Raw genomic sequence first — 20491 nt, 5'->3', positions numbered from 1 at the left:
CGGCCCGCAACACGTCATGTCGGGCGACCGACGGTGTGAGACCTCCGTCGCGCGAGGGTAACGACGCGGCGCTCCGCCGGAAATGCGCACTGGCGAGGCTGGAGCCATGGACGCGCTCTCCCCGGCCACCCGCACCCACTGCCCGTACTGCGCGTTGCAGTGCGGGATGGAGCTGCACGCCGACGCCGCCGGCACCTCGCCGCTGCGTGCCGCCGGCTGGGACGCGTTCCAGGTCAACCGAGGAGCGCTGTGCCAAAAGGGCGCGACCTCGACCGAACTCCTCAACCCCGCCCTCCGCCTGACCGCACCGCTGCTGCGCCGCACCCCAGGCGCCGAGCTGGAACCGGCGACGTGGGACGAAGCGCTCGACGTCGCCGCGGCACGCCTGACATCGATCGCCGCCGACCACGGCCGCGCCGCCGTCGGGGTGTTCGGCGGCGGAGGACTGACGCATGAGAAGGCATATTCCCTCGGCAAGTTCGCACGCGTGGTCCTGCGGACACCGAACATCGACTACAACGGCCGCTTCTGTATGAGCGCGGCAGCCGCGGCCTCGCAGCGCGCCTTCGGCGTGGACCGCGGTCTGCCGTTCCCGCTCGCCGATGTCGCGCAGACCGACGTGATCCTGCTGGTCGGCTCCAACCTCGCCGACACGATGCCGCCGGCGTTGCGCTACTTCACGACGCAGCGGGAGAACGGCGGTCGGCTGATCGTGGTCGACCCGCGCCGGACCCGGACTGCCGACCAGGCCGACCTGCACCTGCAGCCGGTTCCGGGTACGGATGCGGCGCTGGCTGCCGGATTGCTCCATGTTCTGATCGCCGAGCACCTGATCGACGACGACTTCATCGCCGCGCGCACCAGCGGTTTCGAAGAGGCGCGAGCCGAGGCCCAGCGCTGGTGGCCCGAACGCGTCGAGGCGGTGTGCGGGGTTCCGGCAGGGGACGTGCGCGCGGCGGCGCGGATGTTCGCCGGGAGCCGCGGTTCCACGGGCATGGTCCTCACCGCGCGCGGCACCGAACAGCAGGCAGACGGCGCCGACGCCGTGAACGCCTGGATCAACGTGGCGCTCGCGGCGGGCAAAGCGGGACGTCCCTATTGCGGCTACGGCGCGATCACCGGCCAGGGCAACGGCCAGGGCGGTCGGGAACACGGGCAGAAGGCCGATCAGCTGCCCGGCTATCGGAAGATCACCGACCCGGCGGCGCGTGAGCATGTCGCCGAGGTGTGGGGGATCAGCCCGGACGCGCTGCCGGGACCGGGGCGTCCGGCGGTGGAGCTGTTGGCATCGTGCGGTGCTGATATACGTGCCCTGTTGGTTGCCGGGTCCAATCCTGTGGTGTCGGCGCCGGATGCGGAGTTCGTGACATCTCGGTTGCGGGAGCTGGACTTCTTGATGGTGTCCGATGTGGTGCTGTCGGAGACCGCGGCGTTGGCGGACGTCGTGTTTCCGGTGACTCAGTGGGCTGAGGAGACCGGGACGGTCACCAACCTGGAAGGCAGGGTTCTGCTACGTCGACAGGCTGTGGCACCGCCTGACGGAGTGCGCTCGGACCTGGACGTCATGGGTGGTCTGGCCGAACGGCTGGGCTGGCCGGGCTTCCTGACCGCGCCGGCGAAGGTGTTCACCGAACTGGCTCTTGCCTCAGCCGGGGGAGTCGCGGACTACTCAGGGCTCTCCCATGAGCGGCTGGATGCGACGTCGGAGGGTGTCGGTCTGCACTGGCCGTGTCCGACGCCCGACCACCCTGGAACACCGCGAATGTTCCTGGACACGTTCGGGACGCCGGACGGCTTGGCACGCTTCGTGCCGGTCGCGTGCGAGCCGGCAGTGGAGGAACCGTCGGTGGACTTCCCGTACCGGCTGACGACCGGCCGGGTGTTGGCGCAGTACCAATCGGGAGCGCAGACGCGGCGAGTGCCCGCGCTGAACGCCGCCGAGCCGGGACCGTTCGTGCAACTGCATCCGGATCTGGCGGCGGCGCTCGCGGTCGCCGAAGGGGACCCGGTGCGAGTGACGAGCCGGCGCGGGACGGCGGTCGCGGCGGCGCGGATCAGCGACGTGATCCGCCCGGACACCGTGTTCATGCCATTTCACTGGGCCGGACCGGGACGCGCGAACGTCCTGACGCGCCGGACGACAGATCCGGTGTCCGGGATGCCGGCGTTCAAGACGGCGGCGGTTCGAGTGGAGGCGGCGCAATGAGCCGGGTAGTGGTCGCGGGCGCAGGACTCGCGGGACACGAAGTGGTGCGGCGGCTGCTGGCCGATCCGGCGTTCGACGGCACGATCACCTGGCACGCGGGAGAGCCGGGACACCCCTATAACAGGGTGCTGCTGACCGATCTGCTCGCCGGACGCCACGCTCCCAGCGCGATCGAGTTGCCGACCCTGACCGATCCGCGCCTGATCTATAGGAACACGCAACTGCGCAGCATCGCCAAGGCGGACTTCGACCACCTGGTCATCGCCACCGGAGCAGAGGCAGTGATCCCGCCAGTGCGGGGCAACACGGTGGCGCTCCGGACACTCGCCGATGTCCGGACGATCCTCGCCGAGCTGAATGCAGACGGCAACCTCGACGAAACCGCTCGCCGAGACACCCGTTCGCGCGGCGAAGCCAACCAGGACACCGGCTCCGGCATAGCGCAGACAGACCGCCCTCCGCTCGCCGGCGCGCGCGGCGAGACGAACGGGGAAACCGGCTCCGGTGCGACCCCGACCGGCGGCGTCCCGCTCTTCGGCGGACGTGCGCGAAGCGGCGCGCGCGGCGAGGCGACTCGCGAAGCCGGCTCAGGCTCCGGCATGGCGCAGCTCGGCCGCAGCGTGCTCGCCGGTCTCGGCGGTCGTCGGCATGCGGCGACGCGGCGGGTCGCGGTCGTCGGCGGCGGGCCGCTTGGCGTCGAGACCGCCTGCGCGCTGGCGAGTCGGGGCATCCGGGTCGAGTTGCTCCACCGAGGCCCGCACGTCCTTTCCCGGTGGCTGGATGCGGAATCGGGCGCCTTGCTCGCCGGTTCCCTGGCTCAAGCCGGTATCACCGTGCACTGCGATACCGATGTCTCCGCCATCACCGGAGGCATCTGGCCGACCGCCGATCTGGTGATTCTTGCCTGCGGCGCGCAGCCTCGCGTCGGTCTCGCTCGTGCCGCAGGGCTGCCGGTCGGGCGCGGAATCCTCGTCGATTCCTCCGGTCGCTCGCTTGGCGATGAGCGGATCTTCGCCGTCGGCGACTGCGCGCAGAGCGTTGATCGGCCCTCCGGCGCGCTCGCCGCCCTGGACGATGCCCGCCGCGCCGCGTTCTCGATCGTGAACGGCTTCTCGCCGCTCCCGGCAGCGCCGCCGCCGCTGCGCCTGCGTACCTACGGCATCCCCGGCGCTGATGTGGCCGTCATGGGGCGCCCGCGTCCCGAGGCCTCGATCCAGTTCACCGATCAGCGGCGCCGGACGCGCAAGGTGCTCGTGCTCGACGGCGACGTGCCGGTGGCCGCCGCGCTGGTCGGCGATGTGGGAGCCGCGGCCGCCCTGGCCCGGGCCATAGCCCGGCCGACGGCGCCGGCTCCGCAGTCGCCGGCCGCGCTTCTCACATCGGGGGCGGGGCGCGGTGCGGGCGGTTTCGACGGTACGTAACACGACTGAAGCGGACGGGTAACGGCGGCGCGGGAGTCTTTCAGCATGAGCCCCTCGCAGCGCACCGTTCTGGTCGTCGGTCACGGCATGGTCGCCCACCGCTTCGTCTCCAGCCTGCTGGAGCACGGGCACCCGGCGCCCTCCGTCACCGTCTTCGGAGCCGAGGACCGGCCCGCCTACGACCGCGTCCGCCTCTCCTCGTGGTTCGACGACCGCGATCACAGGTCCTTGCACCTGGATCCGTATCCGGACGGCGCGGTCGAGGTCGTCACCGGCGTCGCCGTGGCGGCCATAGACCGGGAGGCGCAGACCGTCACCACCGCCGACGGCAGCGTGCGCAGCTACGACACGCTGGTGCTGGCGACCGGCTCGCGGCCGTTCGTGCCGCCGGTGGAGAACCACCAGGCGCCGGGCTGCTTCGTCTACCGCACTCTGGACGACGTCGAGGCCATCGCCGCGTACGCCGCCGAGCACGGCCGCACGTCCGGCGTGGTGGTCGGCGGCGGACTGCTCGGGCTGGAGGCCGCCAAGGCGCTGACCAGTCTGGGGCTGAAGACCACGGTCGTGGAGTTCGCGCCGCGCCTGATGCCGCTCCAAGTGGACGACGGCGGCGCGGCGGCGTTGCAAGGACGTATCTCAGAACTCGGAGTCACGCTGCACACCGGCACGCGCCTGGACAAGGTCCTGGTCGACGAAAACGGTGTCGCGACGGCCGTTCAGGCCATCTGCGGCGAGACCACCGAGACCATCGACGCCGACCTGGTCGTCTTCGCCGCCGGCGTCCGCCCCGAGGACAGTCTGGCGCGCAGTTCGGGTCTGGACGTCGGCGAGCGCGGCGGCATCGTCGTGGACCGGCTCTGCCGCACCTCCGACGAGCGCGTCTACGCGATCGGCGAGTGCGCCCTGGCCGCCGACGGCCGCGTCTACGGCCTGGTCGCGCCGGGGTATCAGATGGCTGAGGCAGCCGCCGCGCACATCGCCAAGGAGGTCGAGGACCGCGCCTTCACCGGCGCCGACACCTCCACCAAGCTCAAGCTGCTCGGCGTGGAGGTCGCCAGCTTCGGCGACGCGTTCGGTACCGAGGACGGCGCGATGTCCGCCACCTACAGCGATTCGCGCCGACAGGTCTACCGCAAGCTCACCATCGCCCAGGACGGCCGGCTTCTCGGCGGCATCCTGGTCGGCGACGCCGGGGACTACGGCACGCTGCGCGCCCTCGTCGGCGAGCAGCCGCCGGCCGCCCCCGAAGCGCTGCTGCTGCCGGCCGGGACCGCCGGATCCGCCGCGATCGGACCGTCCGCGCTGCCGGACGCCGCCGTGCTGTGTTCCTGCCACAACGTCACCAAGGGTGCGATCTGCACCGCCATCCACGACCTCGCCGAGCAGGGCGACGGCGAGGTGACGACCAAGCAGGTCGGCGTGTGCACCAAGGCCGGGACCGGATGCGGGTCCTGCGTCAGCTCCATCAAGACCCTGATCAAGGTCGAGGGCGCGGGCGGTAGCTCGGGGCTCTGCGAGCACTTCACGCAGACCCGCTCGGAGATCTACACCATCGTCCGCCGCGACCGCATCTCCACCTACGCCGAACTCCTGGCCAAGCACGGCACCGCCGCCAAGGAGGTGACCGACGGCTGCGACGTCTGCAAGCCCGCCGTCGGCTCGATCCTGGCCTCCCTCGGCGGCCTGCTCGCCGAGGGCGAGAGCAAGCCGCACGTCCTGGACGGCGGGCAGGCCGCGCTCCAGGACACCAACGACCACGTCTTGGCGAACCTGCAGCGCAACGGCTCCTACTCGGTCGTGCCGCGCATCCCGGGCGGCGAGATCACGCCGGACAAGCTCATCGTCATCGGCGAGGTGGCGCGCGACTTCGGCCTCTACACGAAGATCACCGGCGGCCAGCGCATCGACCTGTTCGGCGCGACGATGGCCGACTTGCCGAAGATCTGGCAGCGCCTGGTCGACGCCGGCTTCGAATCAGGGCACGCATACGGCAAGGCGCTGCGGACCGTGAAGTCGTGCGTGGGCTCCACCTGGTGCCGCTACGGCGTGCAGGACTCGGTGAAGATGGCCATCGACCTGGAGCTGCGCTACCGCGGTCTGCGGGCGCCGCACAAGATCAAGATGGCGGTGTCCGGCTGCGCGCGGGAGTGCGCCGAGGCGCAGTCCAAGGACGTCGGCGTCATCGCCACCGAGCGCGGCTGGAACCTGTACGTCGGCGGCAACGGCGGCGCCCGGCCGCGGCACGCCGACCTGCTCGCCACCGACCTCGACGACGAGACGCTGATCCGCACCATCGACCGCTTCCTGGCGCTGTACATCGCCGAGGCCGACCGGCTGGAGCGGACCGCGACGTGGGTCGAGCGCTACGAAGGCGGCCTGGAGCGGCTTCGCAGCGTCCTGATGGACGACGTGGAGGACCGCGGCGTGGAGCTGGAGGCGCTGATCGCCGCGCACGTCGAGGCCTACACCGACGAATGGCGCGCGGTGCTGGACGACCCGGTGAAGCTGGCCCGCTTCGCCACGTTCGTCAACGCGCCGGAGGCGCCGGACCCGACCGTCGCGTTCGAACCCGAACGCGGCCAGATCAAGCCGTTGCTCACTCTTGGGAGGCGCTGATGACCACCGTGGAACTGACCCGCGAAGAAGTGCGGGCCGATGCCTGGACCGCCGTGTGCAAGTACACGGACCTGGAGCCCGGCCGCGGCGTCGCCGCCCTGGTCGCGGACGAGCCGGTGGCGGTGTTCCGGCTCAGCGACGGCTCGCTGTACGCGGTCGGCAACGTGGACCCCTTCTGCGGCGCCTCGGTCATCTCCCGCGGCATCACCGGCATGCGCGGCGACGGCACCGCGACCGTCGCCTCGCCGATGTACAAGGACGTCTTCGATCTGGCGACCGGGGTCGCGCTGGACACCCCGGAGGTCCGCCTGCCGGTCTTCGCGGTGCGCCGCCACCGGGGCGTGGTGTGGGTCGCCCCGGATGTCACATCGGAGGCGGGCCTGGATGCGGAACTCCTCACCGAGGCGACTCTGGCGGCTTGAACAGGCGAAACAGGACATTCATAGGTTACGGGTATGTCAGTAATCACTACCGAACAGACCCTGTCGGACAAGGCTCTGCTGGACGCCTGGAACCCTGAGGACGAGGAGCTCTGGGCAGTCGGCGCCCGCCGCATCGCCCGCCGCAACCTCGCGCTGTCGATCCTGTCCGAGCACATCGGCTTCTCGGTGTGGTCGCTGTGGTCGGTGCTGGTGCTGTTCCTCGGCCCGGGCTATCACGTCGACGCCGCCGGGAAGTTCCTGCTCACCTCGGTGCCCACGCTGGTGGGCTCGGTGCTGCGGCTGCCGTACAGCTTCGCCGTCACCCGCTTCGGGGGACGGAACTGGACGGTCTTCAGTGCCCTGATTCTCCTGATCCCCTGTGCCCTGGCGGCCTTCCTGGTCAAACCGGGGGTGTCGTACTCGACGCTGCTGGTGCTGGCGGCGATCACCGGCATCGGCGGCGGGAACTTCGCCTCCTCGATGACGAACATCAACGCCTTCTACCCCGACCGGCTCAAGGGCTGGGCGCTGGGGCTCAACGCCGGCGGCGGGAACGTCGGGGTCGCCGCCGTGCAGCTGGTCGGGCTGGCGGTGCTGGCCTGGAGCGGCAAGGGGCATCCGGGACTGGTCGCCGGGATCTACCTGCCGCTGATCGTGGTGGCCGCGGCGGGATCGGCGCTGTACATGGACAACCTGCCGAACCGGCGTGCGGAGAAGGGCGCGATCCGCCAGGTGGCCAAGCGCGGCACGACGTGGGCCGTGTCAGTGCTCTACATCGGGACCTTCGGGTCGTTCATCGGCTTCGGCTTCGCCTTCGGGCAGGTGTTGCAGGTGCAGTTCAAGAGCGAGTTCGCCACTCCCGTGGACGCCGCGTACCTGACCTTCCTCGGTCCGCTGCTCGGTTCGCTGTCGCGGCCGATCGGGGGACGGCTGGCCGACCGGCTCGGCGGGGCGCGGGTCACGCTGGTCACGTTCGCCTTGATGGCGGCGGGCGCGGGTGTCGTGCTGGCCGCGTCCCACGCCGGTTCGCTGCCGGCGTTCGTGACCGGGTTCGTGCTGCTGTTCGTGTTCAGCGGGATCGGCAACGGCTCGGTGTACAAGATGATCCCGGCGCTGTTCGCCGGGGAGGCCGACGCCGACGCCCGGCGGCTGAGCGGGGCGCTGATCGGGCTGGCCGGAGCCGTTGGGGCATTCGGGGGAGTGCTGGTCAACATGGCCTTCCGGCAGTCGTTCCTCAGTACGAAGAACGGGAACGCGGCGTACTGGACGTTCCTGCTGTTCTACGCGCTGTGTGCGGCGCTGACGTGGGCGGTGTTCATGCGTCGGGGGGCGGGTCGGACTCGCGGATGAGCTCCGGATCGCCTGGCAGCGCCGGCAGGTGGTCCGTCTCGTCGAAGACCAACAGCGTGCGGGTCGAGCGCACGCCTGGCATGTTCTGGATATGGGTGAAGACCAGGTCCCGCAGCGTCTTGTTGGAGGCGCTGCGGACCAGGAGCAGGACGTCGAAGTCGCCGCTGACCAGCGCGACGTGCTCGACCCAGGGCAGCGCGGCCAGGGTGTCGCGGATCTGCCGCCAGCTGTTCTGCTCGACCTTCATGGTCAGGTACGCCGAGGTGCTGAAGCCCACGCGCTCGGGGTCGACCTGGATCGTGAACCGCCGGATCACCCCCTCGTCGAGCAGGCGCTTGACCCGGGTGTAGACGTGCGCGCGGGAGACGTGGACCGCGGCGGCCAGGTCGCGCATCGACATCCGGCCGTCCTGCTGGAGCAGATGGACGATCCGTCGGTCGGTGTCGTCCAACGTGGACGGTTGGCTCATGTTGGCGGTGCTCATGACTCCGATTGTCTCCGATCTGGCGGGGTCACTGGTCAGCTGGTGTTCACCGAACAAAGAATCGGCATCACACAGCCATGCCACCGACACGTGTCAATGGAGACGACGTGACCGTTATAGCCGCGCCCGACAAGACCGGGTCGGGCTTCCCCCTGGGGTTCGACACGATCTTGGACCCCTCGCCCCTGCAGTACCTCGACGAGCACGGCGCGCTGTCCGGCGCGCTGCGCGACGACGTCCCCGAGCTGGACCCGAAGGAGCTGCTGGCGACCTGGCGCGCCATGGTGATCGGGCGGCGCTTCGACGTGCAGGCCACCACGATGGTCCGGCAGGGCCGGCTCGCGGTCTACCCGTCCTCCTTCGGCCAGGAGGCGTGCGAGATCGGCGCGATCCTGGCGCTGCGCCCCACCGACTGGTTCTTCCCGACCTACCGCGACTGCGTCTCGATGGTCACCCGCGGCATCGACCCGGTGCAGACCCTGACGCTGCTGCGCGGCGACTGGCACTGCGGCTACGACTCGCAGGTGTGGCGCACCGCCCCGCAGTGCACGCCGCTGGCCACCCAGGCGCCGCACGCCGCCGGGCTCGCTCTGGCCGCCAAGCTCGCCGGCGACGACACGGTCGCGCTGGCGTTCTGCGGCGACGGCGGGACCTCCGAGGGCGATTTCCACGAGGCGCTGAACTTCGCCGCGGTCTATCAGGCTCCTGCGATCTTCTTCGTGCAGAACAACCAGTACGCCATCTCCGTGCCGCTGGCCAAGCAGACGCACGCCGCGGCGCTCGCGCACAAGGCGGTCGGGTACGGCATGGCCGGCGTGCGGGTGGACGGCAACGACGTGATCGCGGTGCGCCGCGTGGTCGCCGAGGCCGCCGAGCGGGCCCGGCGCGGCCAGGGCCCGACGCTGATCGAGGCCGTCACCTACCGGATGCAGGCGCACACCAACGCCGACGACGCCACCCGGTACCGGGACGAATCAGAGGTCGAATACTGGAAGGTGCGCGACCCGCTGGCGCGGCTGGAGACCTACCTGAGGGCCGCCGGACTGCTGGGCGAGGACGTCGTCGCCGAGGCGAATCAGGCTGCTGAGGATCTGGCGAACGACATGCGGTCCCGGCTCGGCGAGGAGCCGGAGGTGGACCACCGCGACCTGTTCCGGCATGTCTACGCCGAGCCCACGCCGCAGTTGCTGGAGCAGGCCGCCGCGCTGCAGGCCGAGCTCGACGCCGAGGCCGACGCCGAGAGCGAGGCCGCGCGATGACCGCGACGCTGGACGGTGCGGCTCAGAGCACTGAGATCTCCCTGGCGCAGGCCGTGAACCGGGCGCTGCGCGATGCGATGACGGCCGATGAGAAGGTGGTCGTCTTCGGCGAGGACGTCGGCGTGCTCGGCGGCGTCTTCCGCGTCACCGACGGCCTGACCCGCGACTTCGGCGAGCAGCGCTGCTTCGACACACCGCTGGCCGAGGCGGGCATCATGGGCACCGCGATCGGCATGGCGATGTACGGCTTCCGGCCGGTGGTGGAGATGCAGTTCGACGCGTTCTCCTACCCGGCGTTCGAGCAGATCGCCTCGCACCTGGCCAAGATGCGCAACCGGACGCGCGGCGCCCTGCCGCTGCCGGTGGTCGTGCGCGTGCCCTACGGCGGCGGCATCGGCGGCGTGGAGCACCACTCGGACTCCTCCGAGGGCTACTTCGCCGCCACGCCGGGCCTGCACGTGGTGACCCCGGCGACGGTGTCGGACGCCTACACGCTGCTGCGCGCGGCGATCGAGTCCGACGACCCGGTGATCTTCATGGAGCCCAAGCGGCTCTACTGGTCCAAGGACCAGCTGTCCACCACCGGTCCGGCGATCGGCGAGGCGGCGGTACGGCGTCAGGGTGCTGATGCGACCCTGATCGCCTACGGCCCGACGGTGCAGACCGCCCTGGAGGCGGCCGAGGCCGGCGCCGCCGAGGGATACGACCTGGAGGTCGTGGACCTGCGCTCGATCGTGCCCTTCGACGACGCGACGGTGACCGCCTCGGTCCGCAAGACCGGCCGCGCGGTGGTGATCCACGAGGCCGCCGGCTTCGGCGGCACCGGCGCCGAGATCGCGGCCCGGGTCTCCGAGCGCTGCTTCCACTGGCTGGAGGCGCCGGTCCGCCGCGTGACCGGATTCGACATCCCCTACCCGCCGCCGAAGCTCGAACGGCACCACCTGCCCTCGGTGGACCGCGTCCTGGACGCGGTGGCCTCGCTGCAGTGGGAGGACCGGTGACGGCCCGCGTATTCCTGCTCCCGGACCTCGGGGAAGGACTGACCGAGGCCGAGATCATCGCCTGGCACGTCACGGTGGGCGAGCACGTCTCCGTCGACCAGGTGGTCTGCGAGGTCGAGACGGCGAAGGCGTCGGTCGAGGTGCCGTGTCCTTACGCCGGCGAGGTCGTTGAACTGCACGGGGCGGTCGGCGACGTCGTCGACGTCGGCAAGCCGCTGATCAGCATCGCGGCGGCGGTGGTTGCGGCGGCTGGTGGTGGTGCTGGTGGTGCTGGTAGCTCAGATAACAGGCCCCAAGGATTGAAGGCGGCGCCTGAGGAGCCGGCGGATCGGGCTCGGCTTGATGCTGCGGCTCGGAACGGGGCGAAGATCGGCTCCGGTGGTAGCGCTGGCAGCGGCTCAGGGAGCGGCTCCGGCAATGTGCTGGTGGGGTACGGGACCGCCGAGAGCGGAGGGGTCCGGCGACGGCGCGTGGTGAGCGGGTTCGGTGGGCACGGCGGCTCGCCTCGGGTGCATGGCGCGCCGGTTGCCGGGTCGGGCGATGGCGGCGCGGTGAGTAATGGTGCTGCGGGCAGTAGCGATGCTGAGGGCAATGGCTCGGCGGGTGCTGGTGCTGCGAGCAGCGGTGCGACTAGTGGTGCTGAGGGCCATGGCTCCGCGCATGGCACTGGTGCTGCGGGCAGTGGCTCGATGGGCAGCGGTGCGGCTCGCGATGGTTCAGCGGACAGTGCTGCGGCTCGCCACGTTTCAGCGGACAGTGCTGCGGCTCGTAATGGTTCAGCAGGCAGTGCTGCGGCTCGCAACGGTTCAGCGGGCGGTGGCTCCGCATCATCTCCGAGTGCTGCGAAGGCCGTGCCCGCGCTGAGCGGTGCGGCTGTGCAGGAGCGCTCTGGTGCGGCGCCTCGAATTGCGGTCGTGTCTCCTCTCGTGCGTCGGCTGGCGAAGGAGGGTGGGCTCGACCTGGCTTCCGTGCAGGGGACCGGGCCTGAGGGCTTGATCATGCGGCGGGATGTCGAGGCGGCGCTTGCTGCACCGGCTGCTGCTCCTGCGTCGCTGGCGCTGAGTTCGAGTGCTGGTATCGCCGAGCTCGAGCGCGTGCCGTTGCGTGGTCTGCGCAAGACGGTCGCGGAGAAGCTTTCTCGCTCTCGGCGTGAGATCCCGGATGCGACGACGTGGGTCGATGTCGATGCGACCGGCCTCATGGAGCTGCGTGCGGCGCTGAACAGGGACGCGTCGGCGCGCAAGATCAGTCTGCTGGCGGTGTTGGCGCGGATCTGTGTGGCGGGTCTGGCGCGGTATCCGGAGCTGAACGCGACGGTGGATGTGGAGCAGCAGGAGATCGTCCGCTACGCCGACGTGAACCTCGGCTTTGCGGCGCAGACAGATCGCGGCTTGGTCGTACCTGTCGTCCATGGTGCGCACCGGATGTCGACCGAGGAGCTGGCGGCCGAGTTCGAGCGGCTGACCGCTGCGGCTCGCGCCGGCTCGCTGCCGCTGTCCGACCTGACCGGCTCGACCTTCACCCTGAACAACTACGGCGTCTACGGCGTCGACGGCTCCACCCCGATCCTGAACCACCCCGAGGCGGCGATGCTCGGCGTGGGGCGCATCGTGAAGAAGCCGTGGGTGGTCGCCGACGAGCTGGCGATCCGCCAGGTCACGCAGCTGTCGTTCACCTTCGACCACCGCGTGTGCGACGGCGGCGTGGCCGGCGGCTTCCTACGCTACGTCGCAGACCTGGTCGAGGAGCCCGCACGGTTGTTGCGGAGTCTGTAAGGCTGACGGCTGACGGATACGGGGTCTGACAGAGAGAGTTCTGTCAGACCCCGCCCCGCAGCGTTGCCACGGCTTGCAGCGTCGCGTATCCGCGCCATTCCAGAGCGGCGGCGGGGGAAGAGGCGGGGAAAGTGACCTGCCATCCGCCGTCGGGCTGCTGCTGGGAGGCCAGGCGGTGCAGGTCGGCGGTGATCGCGGCCCGGTCGAAGAGCGAGCGGGACCGGGAGCCGGCGTACGCGCTGAAGTCCAGCAGGTGCAGCACCTCGCCTTCGGCCTCGGGCACGGAGGTCGGACTGTCGGGGACCACGAATCGTAGGACGCGGTCGAACAGCCGGTCGGCCCGGGAGTCGTGGTCGGCGACGGCGTCGAGGAAGAGGAACACGAACATCAGCTCGTAGGGGTGCGGAGCCTCCTCGATGCGATCGATCGAGTCCAGACAGAAGCTGGTGGCCTGGACCAGCCAGGGGTGCTCCGCGATGTCTTTGCGGTGCCGCGCGACTCTGTGGGCCTGGGCCGCGAGCTGCGCCGTCATCTGTAGCGACGATGTATGCGCGTCAGCGCCGGTCCAGTGCGGCGCGCAGCCCGCCGTGTCGGAGCACGGGAGGCCGAAGGGGATGCCGCCGTCGGCCATGGCGTGTCCGGCGAGCCAGTCGCAGATCTGCGTCGCGCGGTCACTGTCGTCGCCGATCGTCGCCAGCACCTCCAACGCGTGCATGGCGGCGACCGGCTGGCTCGTGGACGAACGCTGGTCCGGCTCCAGCCCCCATCCGTATCCGCCATCGGGGTTTCGATAGGCATCCAGCGCGGCCAAGACGCCCGCCGGGGAGCCTCCGTCAACCAGGAGATGCAAACGACGTCGTTCGATGACCCGGGCGTGCGTAGCGACGAAAGATACTGCGGCGCCCAGATCGATCTCCATGATGCACCAGTATGTCAGCTCGCTGAAAAGCCGCGATCACCAGCCGATTGGCGGTCGCCAGCCCGGCTACGACTGCTTCGCCGTCACCCGCGCGTTCCGCACCGTCACCGCGATCGTCAGTACGCCGAGCGCCGCGACCGCGAGCAGCAGGGTGCTGGGCGAGGCGACGTTCTTCAGTGCGGACAACAGGTATGGTGCTGCGAAGCCGAGGTAGGTGAAGGCTTGGAACACCGCGGTCATGCCCGCGAGGTCTTCCGGGGGAGCCAGCCGTTGGACCTCGGCGAGGCCGAAGACCAGCAGGATGCCGTAGCCGAAGCCCATGACGACCGCGACGACCAGCGTCAGCACTGCCTGCCAGGCGCCGAGGCTGTTCAGTGCGGCGACGCCAGCTTCGGCGAGGGTGCCGACGGTCACCAGCGCGAGGCCGAGGGTCAGTAGGCGCGGACGGGCGCGGTCCTGGCCTGCCGGGGAGGCGGCGACGCGGCGGGCGAATGGCTGGATCGCCACGCCGGACATCGCGGTCACCATGGCGGCCGTGCCGGCGAAGACCAGGGAGATCCCCTTGACGTGGCTCGCCGACAGGCCTGGGAGGTAGACCATGGCGATCGTCGCTGCGCCGAACACCCACGGCGCCATCGGCAGCACCACGCCGACGAAGCGCCGGTCGGAGAAGCCGCGCAGGCGCAGCAGGCCGCCGCCGAGGATGCCCGAGGGCCAGCGCTGCACGGTTTCCGGTGTGCCGGCAAGCAAAAACAGCGCTGCCGCGGCGAGAATCAGCTGTGGAATATAAGGGACCTCATACGCGGCGGGTCCCCACTGCACCAGTACGCCGGCGATCAGCGGGCCGATGCCGAAGCCGGCTGTCATCGCGATCGAGGCGCGCCGTGCGCCGGCGCCGGCGACCGCGTTCGTCGCCGACAGCTCCTTCACCCACGCGCTGCCCGCGCTGAAGGCCGCGCCGCTGGCGATGCCCATCAGCACGCGGCCGGTGGAGAGCCAGCCCAGGCCGTGCGAGCCGAGCATCAGCACCACGCCGGAGATCATTGACAGCAGCACCGCGAACGCCACGACCGGGCGGCGGCCGACGCGGTCCGACAGCGGGCCGGCGATCAGCAGTCCTGGGACCAGGCCGGCCGCGTACAGCCCGAAGATCGCCTCCGCGGCGGACGCCGAGACGCCCATCCGCTCCCGGTACAGCAGCACCATCGGCGCGAACTGGTTGGCACCCCAGCCGACCGCGGTCAGGGCGAGCGCGGCACGGGACCAGGTCTCCTTGTGTGTCCGCGGGGGTGTCGCCACCGCGGCTTTCTCCACATCTGTAAGGCTCACATGTCCGATGATCTCTTGCGTGCCGGGCGCTGCCCAGTGGCAGGAATGACATGAAGCGCTAATATATTGCCATGGTCGAAACGATGGAGAAGGTCGAGGACACCGGAGGGCGCGCGAGCCGGAACGGGGATGTGTGGCCGGCTGCGGAACCGGGTCGGAGGCCGCGCGACGCGGCGGACAAGGTGCGCAAGGCGCACAAGGCGGCGGGCAAGCACACGGTCGCCGTCGCCGTCACCGAGGGCGCGCCGATCTTCGAGATCTCGATCCCGGTCGAGGTCTTCGGCCGCATCCGGCCGGGCATGCCGGAACTCGGTTACGACGTCCGGATCTGCAACCCGGAATCAGGGCCCGTATCCTCCAGCGGCTTCACCGCGCTCGCCGGCGACAGCTACGCCGCGCTCCTCACCGCGGACACGGTCATCGTTCCTGCGGTCGGGGACATCTACACCGAACCGGCCGCGGACCTCGTCGCGGCGGTGCGCCAGGCGCACGCGAACGGTGCGCGCGTGGCGTCCCTGTGCTCCGGCGCCTTTGTCCTGGCCGCCGCCGGGCTGCTCGACGGCCGCCGTGCGACCACGCACTGGTATTACGCGCAGGAGTTCCGGAAGCGCTTCCCGGCTGTGGACCTCGATCCTGCGGTGCTCTACATCGACGACGGCGACGTGCTCACCAGCGCGGGTACGACTGCCGGGATCGACCTGTGCGTCGCCATCGTCGCCGCCGATCACGGTGCGGACGTCGCCAACACCCTGTCCCGGCGTTTGGTGGCGCCGACGCACCGCAGCGGCGGGCAGGCGCAGTATGTTGACACGCCCGCGCCATTGGCTCGGCGTGACAACCTCGGGCCGCTGCTGGACTGGATGCGGACGCACTTGGCGGAGACGTTGACTGTTGCCGATTTGGCCCGGCACGCGAACGTCGCCGAGCGGACTTTGATCCGCCGCTTCCACACCGCGGTCGGCACGACGCCCGGAAAATGGCTGACGGAGCAACGGGTTCTGCACGCGCGCCGGCTCCTGGAAACCACAGACCTGCCGGTAGATCGTGTCGCCTCGGCGGCCGGGCTCGGCGGCGCGGCGAATCTGCGGCACCACTTCACCGAGGTGGTCGGGGTGGCGCCCAGCGACTACCGGCGCGCCTTCCGGCAGCCAGGAGTCTGATTCGCACTGGTCACATCGGTGGTGTGGCGCCCTAAGGTGGGAGCGCAGCCCGTTGCGTGAGGAGGCTCCGTGACCACCAACCGAGGGTTCATCTGCGGGACGGCATTGGTCGAGGGCGAGTTCGACGCCTATAGCGAGGACGAGTTCTACGAGCGGCGTATCGGCAGCCGTGCGGCGATCGTGCCTCCGCCGCCGCCCGCACCGCTGTTCGGGGACCGGCCGTCGATGGAGCATTACGAGCGCGCGCTGCGGCACTTCACCGACCACCCCGACAGCGACGGCGCTCTCACGCATCTTCGAGACCTGACGGTACAAGGGCTGCGGGCCGGGACGCTGACCGCGCATGACCTGTTGTTCGAGGTGCGGCCGGCGGCGGTCGCGGTGGCGGTGCTGGCCGAGCCGGACGTCGCCGGGACCGGGGCGGTGCTGGCGGCGGTGATCCGTGCGGCGGTGGGGGAGCGGGCTTCGCGGTGGGCGTATCTGGTCGATCAGGTCGCGCTGTGGACCGGGTCGCTGTCCTCGTTGCTGGTCGGGCGGGACGATACCGGGATCGGCGATCATCTCAGCGTGCCGCCTTCGCCTCCGAACGTCTGGACCGGGCATTGGTGGCGTCCGGCGAACATCATGCTGGCTTTGGCGCCGTTGGAGGACGGACGGCGCTTCTTCACCGAGGCGATCGGGCGGACCGCGATCCGGCGGGCCGGTGCGGCGCAGGCGATGGCTGGGTGCATGCCGTTGTCGCGGGCGCTGGTCGAGCACACGTTGAGTCCGCGGGGGCGGTTGCGTGCGCGGGTGAATCTTGCGGGCAATGCTTTTACGCCTGATGTCGTGCTGGCGGAGTTGCTGAACCGGGCCGGGGAGCCGGCGATCGCCACGGCGGTGCGGGCGCATGATTTCGCTGACGGGGAGCTTCGGCATCAGGCGTTTCTCGCGGTTCGCGACCGGCCGGAGGCTGTGCGCAAGTCGTTGGGCGAGCTGTTGGAACACGGGCAGCGGCAGTTTCTGGATCTGTTGGCTGCCGTTCCGGATGACGACGCGACGTGGCTCCATACCCTGATAAAGCTGGCGGGGGAGGGGATGCGGCCTGATGCGCGGCGCGAGGCGTACAGCCGGCTGGCGGCGGTGTCAGGGCCCGAAGTCGTGTGGAGTCTGGAGTTGGCGCGGGTCGGATCCCTGGAGGCGATGGCGCCGGAGGTGCGGGCGTCGATGGCCGAGAGTTCGGCCGAGCCGTTGGCGGCAGCGGTGCGGGAGCGGCCGTTCCGGGACCCGGAGGCGACGATCAACGCCGCGGCCGCCGAGATGCGGCGGGAGGGGGCGTTGGACCGGCCGCTGCCTTGGCTAGGATCGGGCCAGGCGAAACGGGAGGCTTGATGCTGGAGCTCGATGGTCTGCGCAAACTCTACGGCGATCGCATCGCGCTGGACGGCGTGACGTTCTCGGTGCGTCCGGGCGAGTTGTACGGCTTCGTCGGCACCAACGGCGCCGGCAAGACCACCACGATGCGGATCACCCTCGGCGTCCTGGAACCCGACGCCGGCACCGTCCGCTTCCAGGGCAAGCCGGTCGACACCCCCACCCGCCGCCGCTTCGGCTACATGCCCGAGGAACGCGGCCTGTACCCCAAGATGCGCGTCGGCGACCAACTCCGCTACCTGGCCGAACTCCACGGCATGACCCGCCGCGACGCCGCCACCGCCACGAAGTACTGGATGGAACGCCTCTCCGTCGCCGAACGCGCCGAAGACCGCGTCGAGGCCCTCTCCCTGGGCAACCAGCAGCGCGTGCAACTAGCCGCGGCCCTCGTCCACCACCCGGCGGTCCTGGTACTCGACGAACCCTTCTCCGGCCTCGACCCGGTCGGCGTGGACAACCTCGCCGAGGTCCTGCGCGAAAGGGCAGCCGAGGGCGTGCCCGTGGTGTTCTCCAGCCACCAGCTGGAACTGGTCGAGCGCCTGTGCGACTCCATCGGCATCATCTACCGCGGCCGAATGGTCGCCACCGGAACCGTCGACGAGCTGCGCGCCTCCCGGGCCGAGCGAGGCCTGCGAGTGGGCACGGACGCGGCCGCGGGATGGGCCGACGGCCTGGCCGGCGTGGAGTCCGCGGAGTACGGGGCGAGGACGACGCTGATCCTCACCGCGGACGCCGACGACCAGGCGATTCTGGACGCCGCGCGGGCACTGGGACCGGTGCGGGAGTTCACGCCGCTGCGGCCGAGTCTGGCGGACTTGTTCCGGGAGGCGGTCGCCGATCACGACAGTGATGGTGATGGTGATGGCAATAGTGATGGCGATGGCGAGAGCGGCGGCAGGAGTGGCAACCAGGCGCGCACCGGCACCAAAGCCAGCGCGACCGGCGACCAGGCAAGCGCTGGCTCCCACAGCGTCGCCGCCAGCCTGACCAGCGACGAGGCAAGCGCCGGCTCCCGCAGCGACACTGCTGCCAGCCTGACTAGCGGCGAGGCCAGCGGCCATGCTGGCGCCGACGAGAGCAGCGGCACCGCCAACCTGATCGGCGGCCAGCGCGGTGATCAGGCAGGCGCTGATCCCGACAGTGCCGCCCCTACCGATCAGCAGGGAGCCTCCGCGTGAATCGCAGCGCTGTTCGGCTTGTCATGCGGCGGGAGTTTCGGGAGCGGGGGCGGGATCGGGGGTTCGCGGTCTCGGTGGGGATTTCGCTGCTGATCGTGGTGGTGGCGGTGGTGATTTCTTCGTTGGTTTCGAGTCACAACAAGACTCCGTCGTTCACGGTCGGGTTTGCTGGGCCTCGTGCGGCGGCTGAGCAGCAGATTGCTGAGCGGCAGGCGCCGGCTTATGAGATCAAGCTGACGTCGAGTCTGGTCACCGATTCTGCGGGTGGGCAGGCGCTGGTCAAGAGCGGGAAGATGGATGCGCTCGTTGATGGCGGGCAGATTTATGTGCAGGATTCCGTTGATCCGAAGTTGGCGCCGGTGCTCGCTGGGGCGAATCTGGCTTCGCAGGTGACGGATCTGGATCAGTTGCAGGGGCAGAGTACGGTCAAGTTGGCGCCGAAGGATCCTGATGCGGGGCAGCGGAAGACTGTGGCGCTGATTGCCGAGATCATGTTGTTCAGTCAGATGATCGCCTATTGCATGTGGGTCGCGACCGGGGTGGTGGAGGAGAAGGCCAGTCGGGTCATTGAGGTGCTGTTGTCGAGCACTTCGGCTCGGGTGTTGTTGACCGGGAAGATCATCGGGATCGGGGCGTTGGGGCTGTTGCAGTTGGCCGCTACTGCCGCGGTGGGGATCGGTGCGGGGTCGGCGACCGGGGCTTTGCATATGACCGGGCAGATTTGGCAGACCGTGGGGATCGTCGCGGTTTGGTTCGTGCTCGGGTACATCTTCTATGCCTCCGCTTATGCCGCTGTGGCGGCTCGGGTGTCGCGGCAGGAGGAGATGCAGACGGCGGTGCAGCCGTTGAACTTGCTGCTGATGGTGCCCTACTTTGCTGCGTTCGCGGCGCTGAGCAATCCGGATGCGGTGTGGGTGCGGGTGCTTTCTTTGGTGCCGCCGTTCTCGGTGCTGATCCAGCCGGTGCGGATTGCCGGGGGTGATGCCTCGTGGTGGGAGCCGGTGGTGGCGATCGGGTTGATGGCGGTGCTGACGGTCGGGATCGTCGGTGCGGGCGCCAGGGTGTATGAGAACTCTGTGTTGCGGTTCGGGTCCAAGGTCCCGATGCGGGTCGCCTGGACCGCCGGGAGGAGGGCGTAGCCGTGCCGAAGATTCGGGTGTTGTCGCTCAACACGCTCTACAAGGACAAGCCCAGGGTTCGGCTGCGCGCGCTGGCCGAGGTCTTGGCGGACTCCGACTACGACGTGGTCTGTCTTCAGGAGCTCTCGCTGCCGCCGAGCTTCGGGCTGATCCGTTCGCTGACGAAGACCTCGTTCCCGTACGCCGCCCACGGCACCAGGCTGCCGACGGTCGCCGGCGGGCTGCTGACGCTCTCGCGCGTCCCGCTGGTCGGGCACCGCTACCACGTTGTCGCCGCGCCGGCGAAGTGGCGGGCGGACGTGGTGATGCGCCGGGGCGTGCTGGTGGCCCGCTTCGCCGTCGACGGGGAGTTCTTCACCGTCACCAACACGCACCTGTCGCCGAACCACGAGACCGACTGGTCGCAGGCCGCGCCGTTCACCCGCGTCCAGCAGGCGGAGCTGGCGCGGATGGCGCAGGCGATCCGCCGCATCGACTCCGGCGAGCCGGTCATCGCCGTCGGGGACTTCAACGTCCCGCGCGACTCCTGGCTCTTCGAGGGCTTCCAGGCCGCCTCCGGGCTGCGGGACGCCTTCGACGGCGACGCCGCCACGACCTTCCGCCCGGTCCCCGGCTGGGACGGCGCCGCGCTGGACCAGATCCTGGTCTCGCCGGGCGTGCCCGCGAAAGCCGAAGTGGTGATGCAGGAGAAGGTGCGGATGGGCGACGGGCAGGACCGGTACCTGTCGGACCACTACGGCGTGGCTGCCACGATCGGGTGATGGGACGGGAGCGGCGGGAGCAGTAGGAGCGGCGAGAGCAGCAGGAGCAGCAGGAGCA

Annotated in this window: 15 protein-coding genes and 1 pseudogene; 13 read left to right on the top strand and 3 right to left on the bottom strand. The window is 70.1% G+C overall.

Going from position 1 to position 20491, the window contains the following annotated elements; translation table 11 throughout:
* The first annotated feature begins 106 nt into the window (after nt 1-106).
* The 5 genes from CACI_RS30600 to CACI_RS30580 are packed head-to-tail and all read left to right on the top strand — an operon-like array spanning nt 107 to nt 8015.
* Nucleotides 107-2206, top strand: a complete 2100-nt coding sequence (locus CACI_RS30600; protein WP_015794760.1) for a molybdopterin oxidoreductase family protein — start codon at nt 107-109, stop codon at nt 2204-2206.
* Complete coding sequence (locus CACI_RS46260; protein ID WP_015794759.1) at nt 2203-3627, top strand: FAD-dependent oxidoreductase; 1425 nt, start codon at nt 2203-2205, stop codon at nt 3625-3627. Before CACI_RS30600 ends, CACI_RS46260 begins: the two co-directional genes overlap by 4 nt.
* 45 nt (nt 3628-3672) lie before the next feature.
* Nucleotides 3673-6243: a nitrite reductase large subunit NirB gene (gene nirB, locus CACI_RS30590; RefSeq protein ID WP_015794758.1), complete on the top strand. Its 2571-nt coding sequence runs from the start codon at nt 3673-3675 to the stop codon at nt 6241-6243.
* Nucleotides 6243-6665, top strand: coding sequence for a nitrite reductase small subunit NirD (nirD, locus tag CACI_RS30585; protein ID WP_015794757.1), 423 nt, complete (start codon nt 6243-6245; stop codon nt 6663-6665). Before nirB ends, nirD begins: the two co-directional genes overlap by 1 nt.
* Nucleotides 6666-6698: 33 nt before the next feature.
* Nucleotides 6699-8015, top strand: coding sequence for a nitrate/nitrite transporter (locus tag CACI_RS30580; RefSeq protein WP_015794756.1), 1317 nt, complete (start codon nt 6699-6701; stop codon nt 8013-8015).
* Here the strand turns inward: CACI_RS30580 and CACI_RS30575 are convergent.
* Nucleotides 7981-8499 (bottom strand): Lrp/AsnC family transcriptional regulator, encoded by a 519-nt coding sequence (locus CACI_RS30575; protein ID WP_223297287.1) that lies wholly within the window; start codon nt 8497-8499, stop codon nt 7981-7983. The genes CACI_RS30580 and CACI_RS30575 overlap by 35 nt on opposite strands.
* 107 nt (nt 8500-8606) lie before the next feature.
* Between CACI_RS30575 and pdhA the strand changes: the two genes are divergently transcribed.
* The 3 genes from pdhA to CACI_RS48325 are packed head-to-tail and all read left to right on the top strand — an operon-like array spanning nt 8607 to nt 12534.
* Nucleotides 8607-9758 carry a pyruvate dehydrogenase (acetyl-transferring) E1 component subunit alpha gene (pdhA, locus tag CACI_RS30570; RefSeq protein WP_015794754.1) on the top strand — a complete coding sequence of 384 codons (1152 nt, stop codon included), beginning with the start codon at nt 8607-8609 and terminating at the stop codon, nt 9756-9758.
* Entirely contained in the window at nt 9755-10759 is a 1005-nt protein-coding gene (locus CACI_RS30565; protein WP_015794753.1) for an alpha-ketoacid dehydrogenase subunit beta, read from the top strand. Before pdhA ends, CACI_RS30565 begins: the two co-directional genes overlap by 4 nt.
* Nucleotides 10756-12534 (top strand): dihydrolipoamide acetyltransferase family protein, encoded by a 1779-nt coding sequence (locus CACI_RS48325; RefSeq protein WP_143765449.1) that lies wholly within the window; start codon nt 10756-10758, stop codon nt 12532-12534. Before CACI_RS30565 ends, CACI_RS48325 begins: the two co-directional genes overlap by 4 nt.
* Nucleotides 12535-12577: 43 nt before the next feature.
* Here the strand turns inward: CACI_RS48325 and CACI_RS30555 are convergent, their stop codons facing one another.
* Both CACI_RS30555 and CACI_RS30550 read right to left on the bottom strand, forming a co-directional pair.
* Nucleotides 12578-13453 (bottom strand): prenyltransferase/squalene oxidase repeat-containing protein, encoded by an 876-nt coding sequence (locus CACI_RS30555; protein WP_015794751.1) that lies wholly within the window; start codon nt 13451-13453, stop codon nt 12578-12580.
* A gap of 66 nt (nt 13454-13519) precedes the next feature.
* Entirely contained in the window at nt 13520-14782 is a 1263-nt protein-coding gene (locus CACI_RS30550; protein ID WP_223297286.1) for an MFS transporter, read from the bottom strand.
* Nucleotides 14783-14853: 71 nt separating this feature from the next.
* On the opposite strand from CACI_RS30550, the gene CACI_RS30545 reads away from it, so the two are divergent.
* From CACI_RS30545 to CACI_RS30525, 5 genes and pseudogenes are all read left to right on the top strand, one after another.
* Complete coding sequence (locus CACI_RS30545) at nt 14854-15942, top strand: GlxA family transcriptional regulator (RefSeq protein ID WP_015794749.1); 1089 nt, start codon at nt 14854-14856, stop codon at nt 15940-15942.
* 69 nt (nt 15943-16011) lie between these two features.
* Nucleotides 16012-17313 (top strand): hypothetical protein, encoded by a 1302-nt coding sequence (locus tag CACI_RS30540; protein WP_015794748.1) that lies wholly within the window; start codon nt 16012-16014, stop codon nt 17311-17313.
* A pseudogene (locus CACI_RS30535) lies at nt 17313-18194 on the top strand (ABC transporter ATP-binding protein); the annotation flags it as partial. The gene CACI_RS30540 and the pseudogene CACI_RS30535, both read left to right, overlap by 1 nt.
* Before the next feature lie 335 nt (nt 18195-18529).
* The gene (locus CACI_RS30530; RefSeq protein WP_143765448.1) at nt 18530-19672 is read left to right on the top strand and encodes an ABC transporter permease; all 1143 of its coding nucleotides are present in this window, start codon (nt 18530-18532) and stop codon (nt 19670-19672) included.
* Nucleotides 19673-19674: 2 nt separating this feature from the next.
* A complete protein-coding gene (locus CACI_RS30525) occupies nt 19675-20433 on the top strand; it encodes an endonuclease/exonuclease/phosphatase family protein (protein WP_015794745.1) in 759 nt (252 codons plus the stop codon).
* The last annotated feature ends 58 nt before the right edge of the window (nt 20434-20491 follow it).

The organism is Catenulispora acidiphila DSM 44928 (assembly GCF_000024025.1).
GTDB lineage: Bacteria > Actinomycetota > Actinomycetes > Streptomycetales > Catenulisporaceae > Catenulispora > Catenulispora acidiphila.
Note: the sequence above shows the minus strand (reverse complement) of the source record. Positions and strands in the feature narration are given on the sequence as shown.

Coding starts and splice junctions, on each gene's coding strand:
- CACI_RS30600 (WP_015794760.1), top strand. CDS start 107: ATGGACGCGCTCTCCCCGGCCACCCGCACCCACTGCCCGTACTGCGCG.
- CACI_RS46260 (WP_015794759.1), top strand. CDS start 2,203: ATGAGCCGGGTAGTGGTCGCGGGCGCAGGACTCGCGGGACACGAAGTG.
- nirB (WP_015794758.1), top strand. CDS start 3,673: ATGAGCCCCTCGCAGCGCACCGTTCTGGTCGTCGGTCACGGCATGGTC.
- nirD (WP_015794757.1), top strand. CDS start 6,243: ATGACCACCGTGGAACTGACCCGCGAAGAAGTGCGGGCCGATGCCTGG.
- CACI_RS30580 (WP_015794756.1), top strand. CDS start 6,699: ATGTCAGTAATCACTACCGAACAGACCCTGTCGGACAAGGCTCTGCTG.
- CACI_RS30575 (WP_223297287.1), bottom strand. CDS start 8,499: ATGAGCACCGCCAACATGAGCCAACCGTCCACGTTGGACGACACCGAC.
- CACI_RS30565 (WP_015794753.1), top strand. CDS start 9,755: ATGACCGCGACGCTGGACGGTGCGGCTCAGAGCACTGAGATCTCCCTG.
- CACI_RS30555 (WP_015794751.1), bottom strand. CDS start 13,453: ATGGAGATCGATCTGGGCGCCGCAGTATCTTTCGTCGCTACGCACGCC.
- CACI_RS30545 (WP_015794749.1), top strand. CDS start 14,854: ATGGTCGAAACGATGGAGAAGGTCGAGGACACCGGAGGGCGCGCGAGC.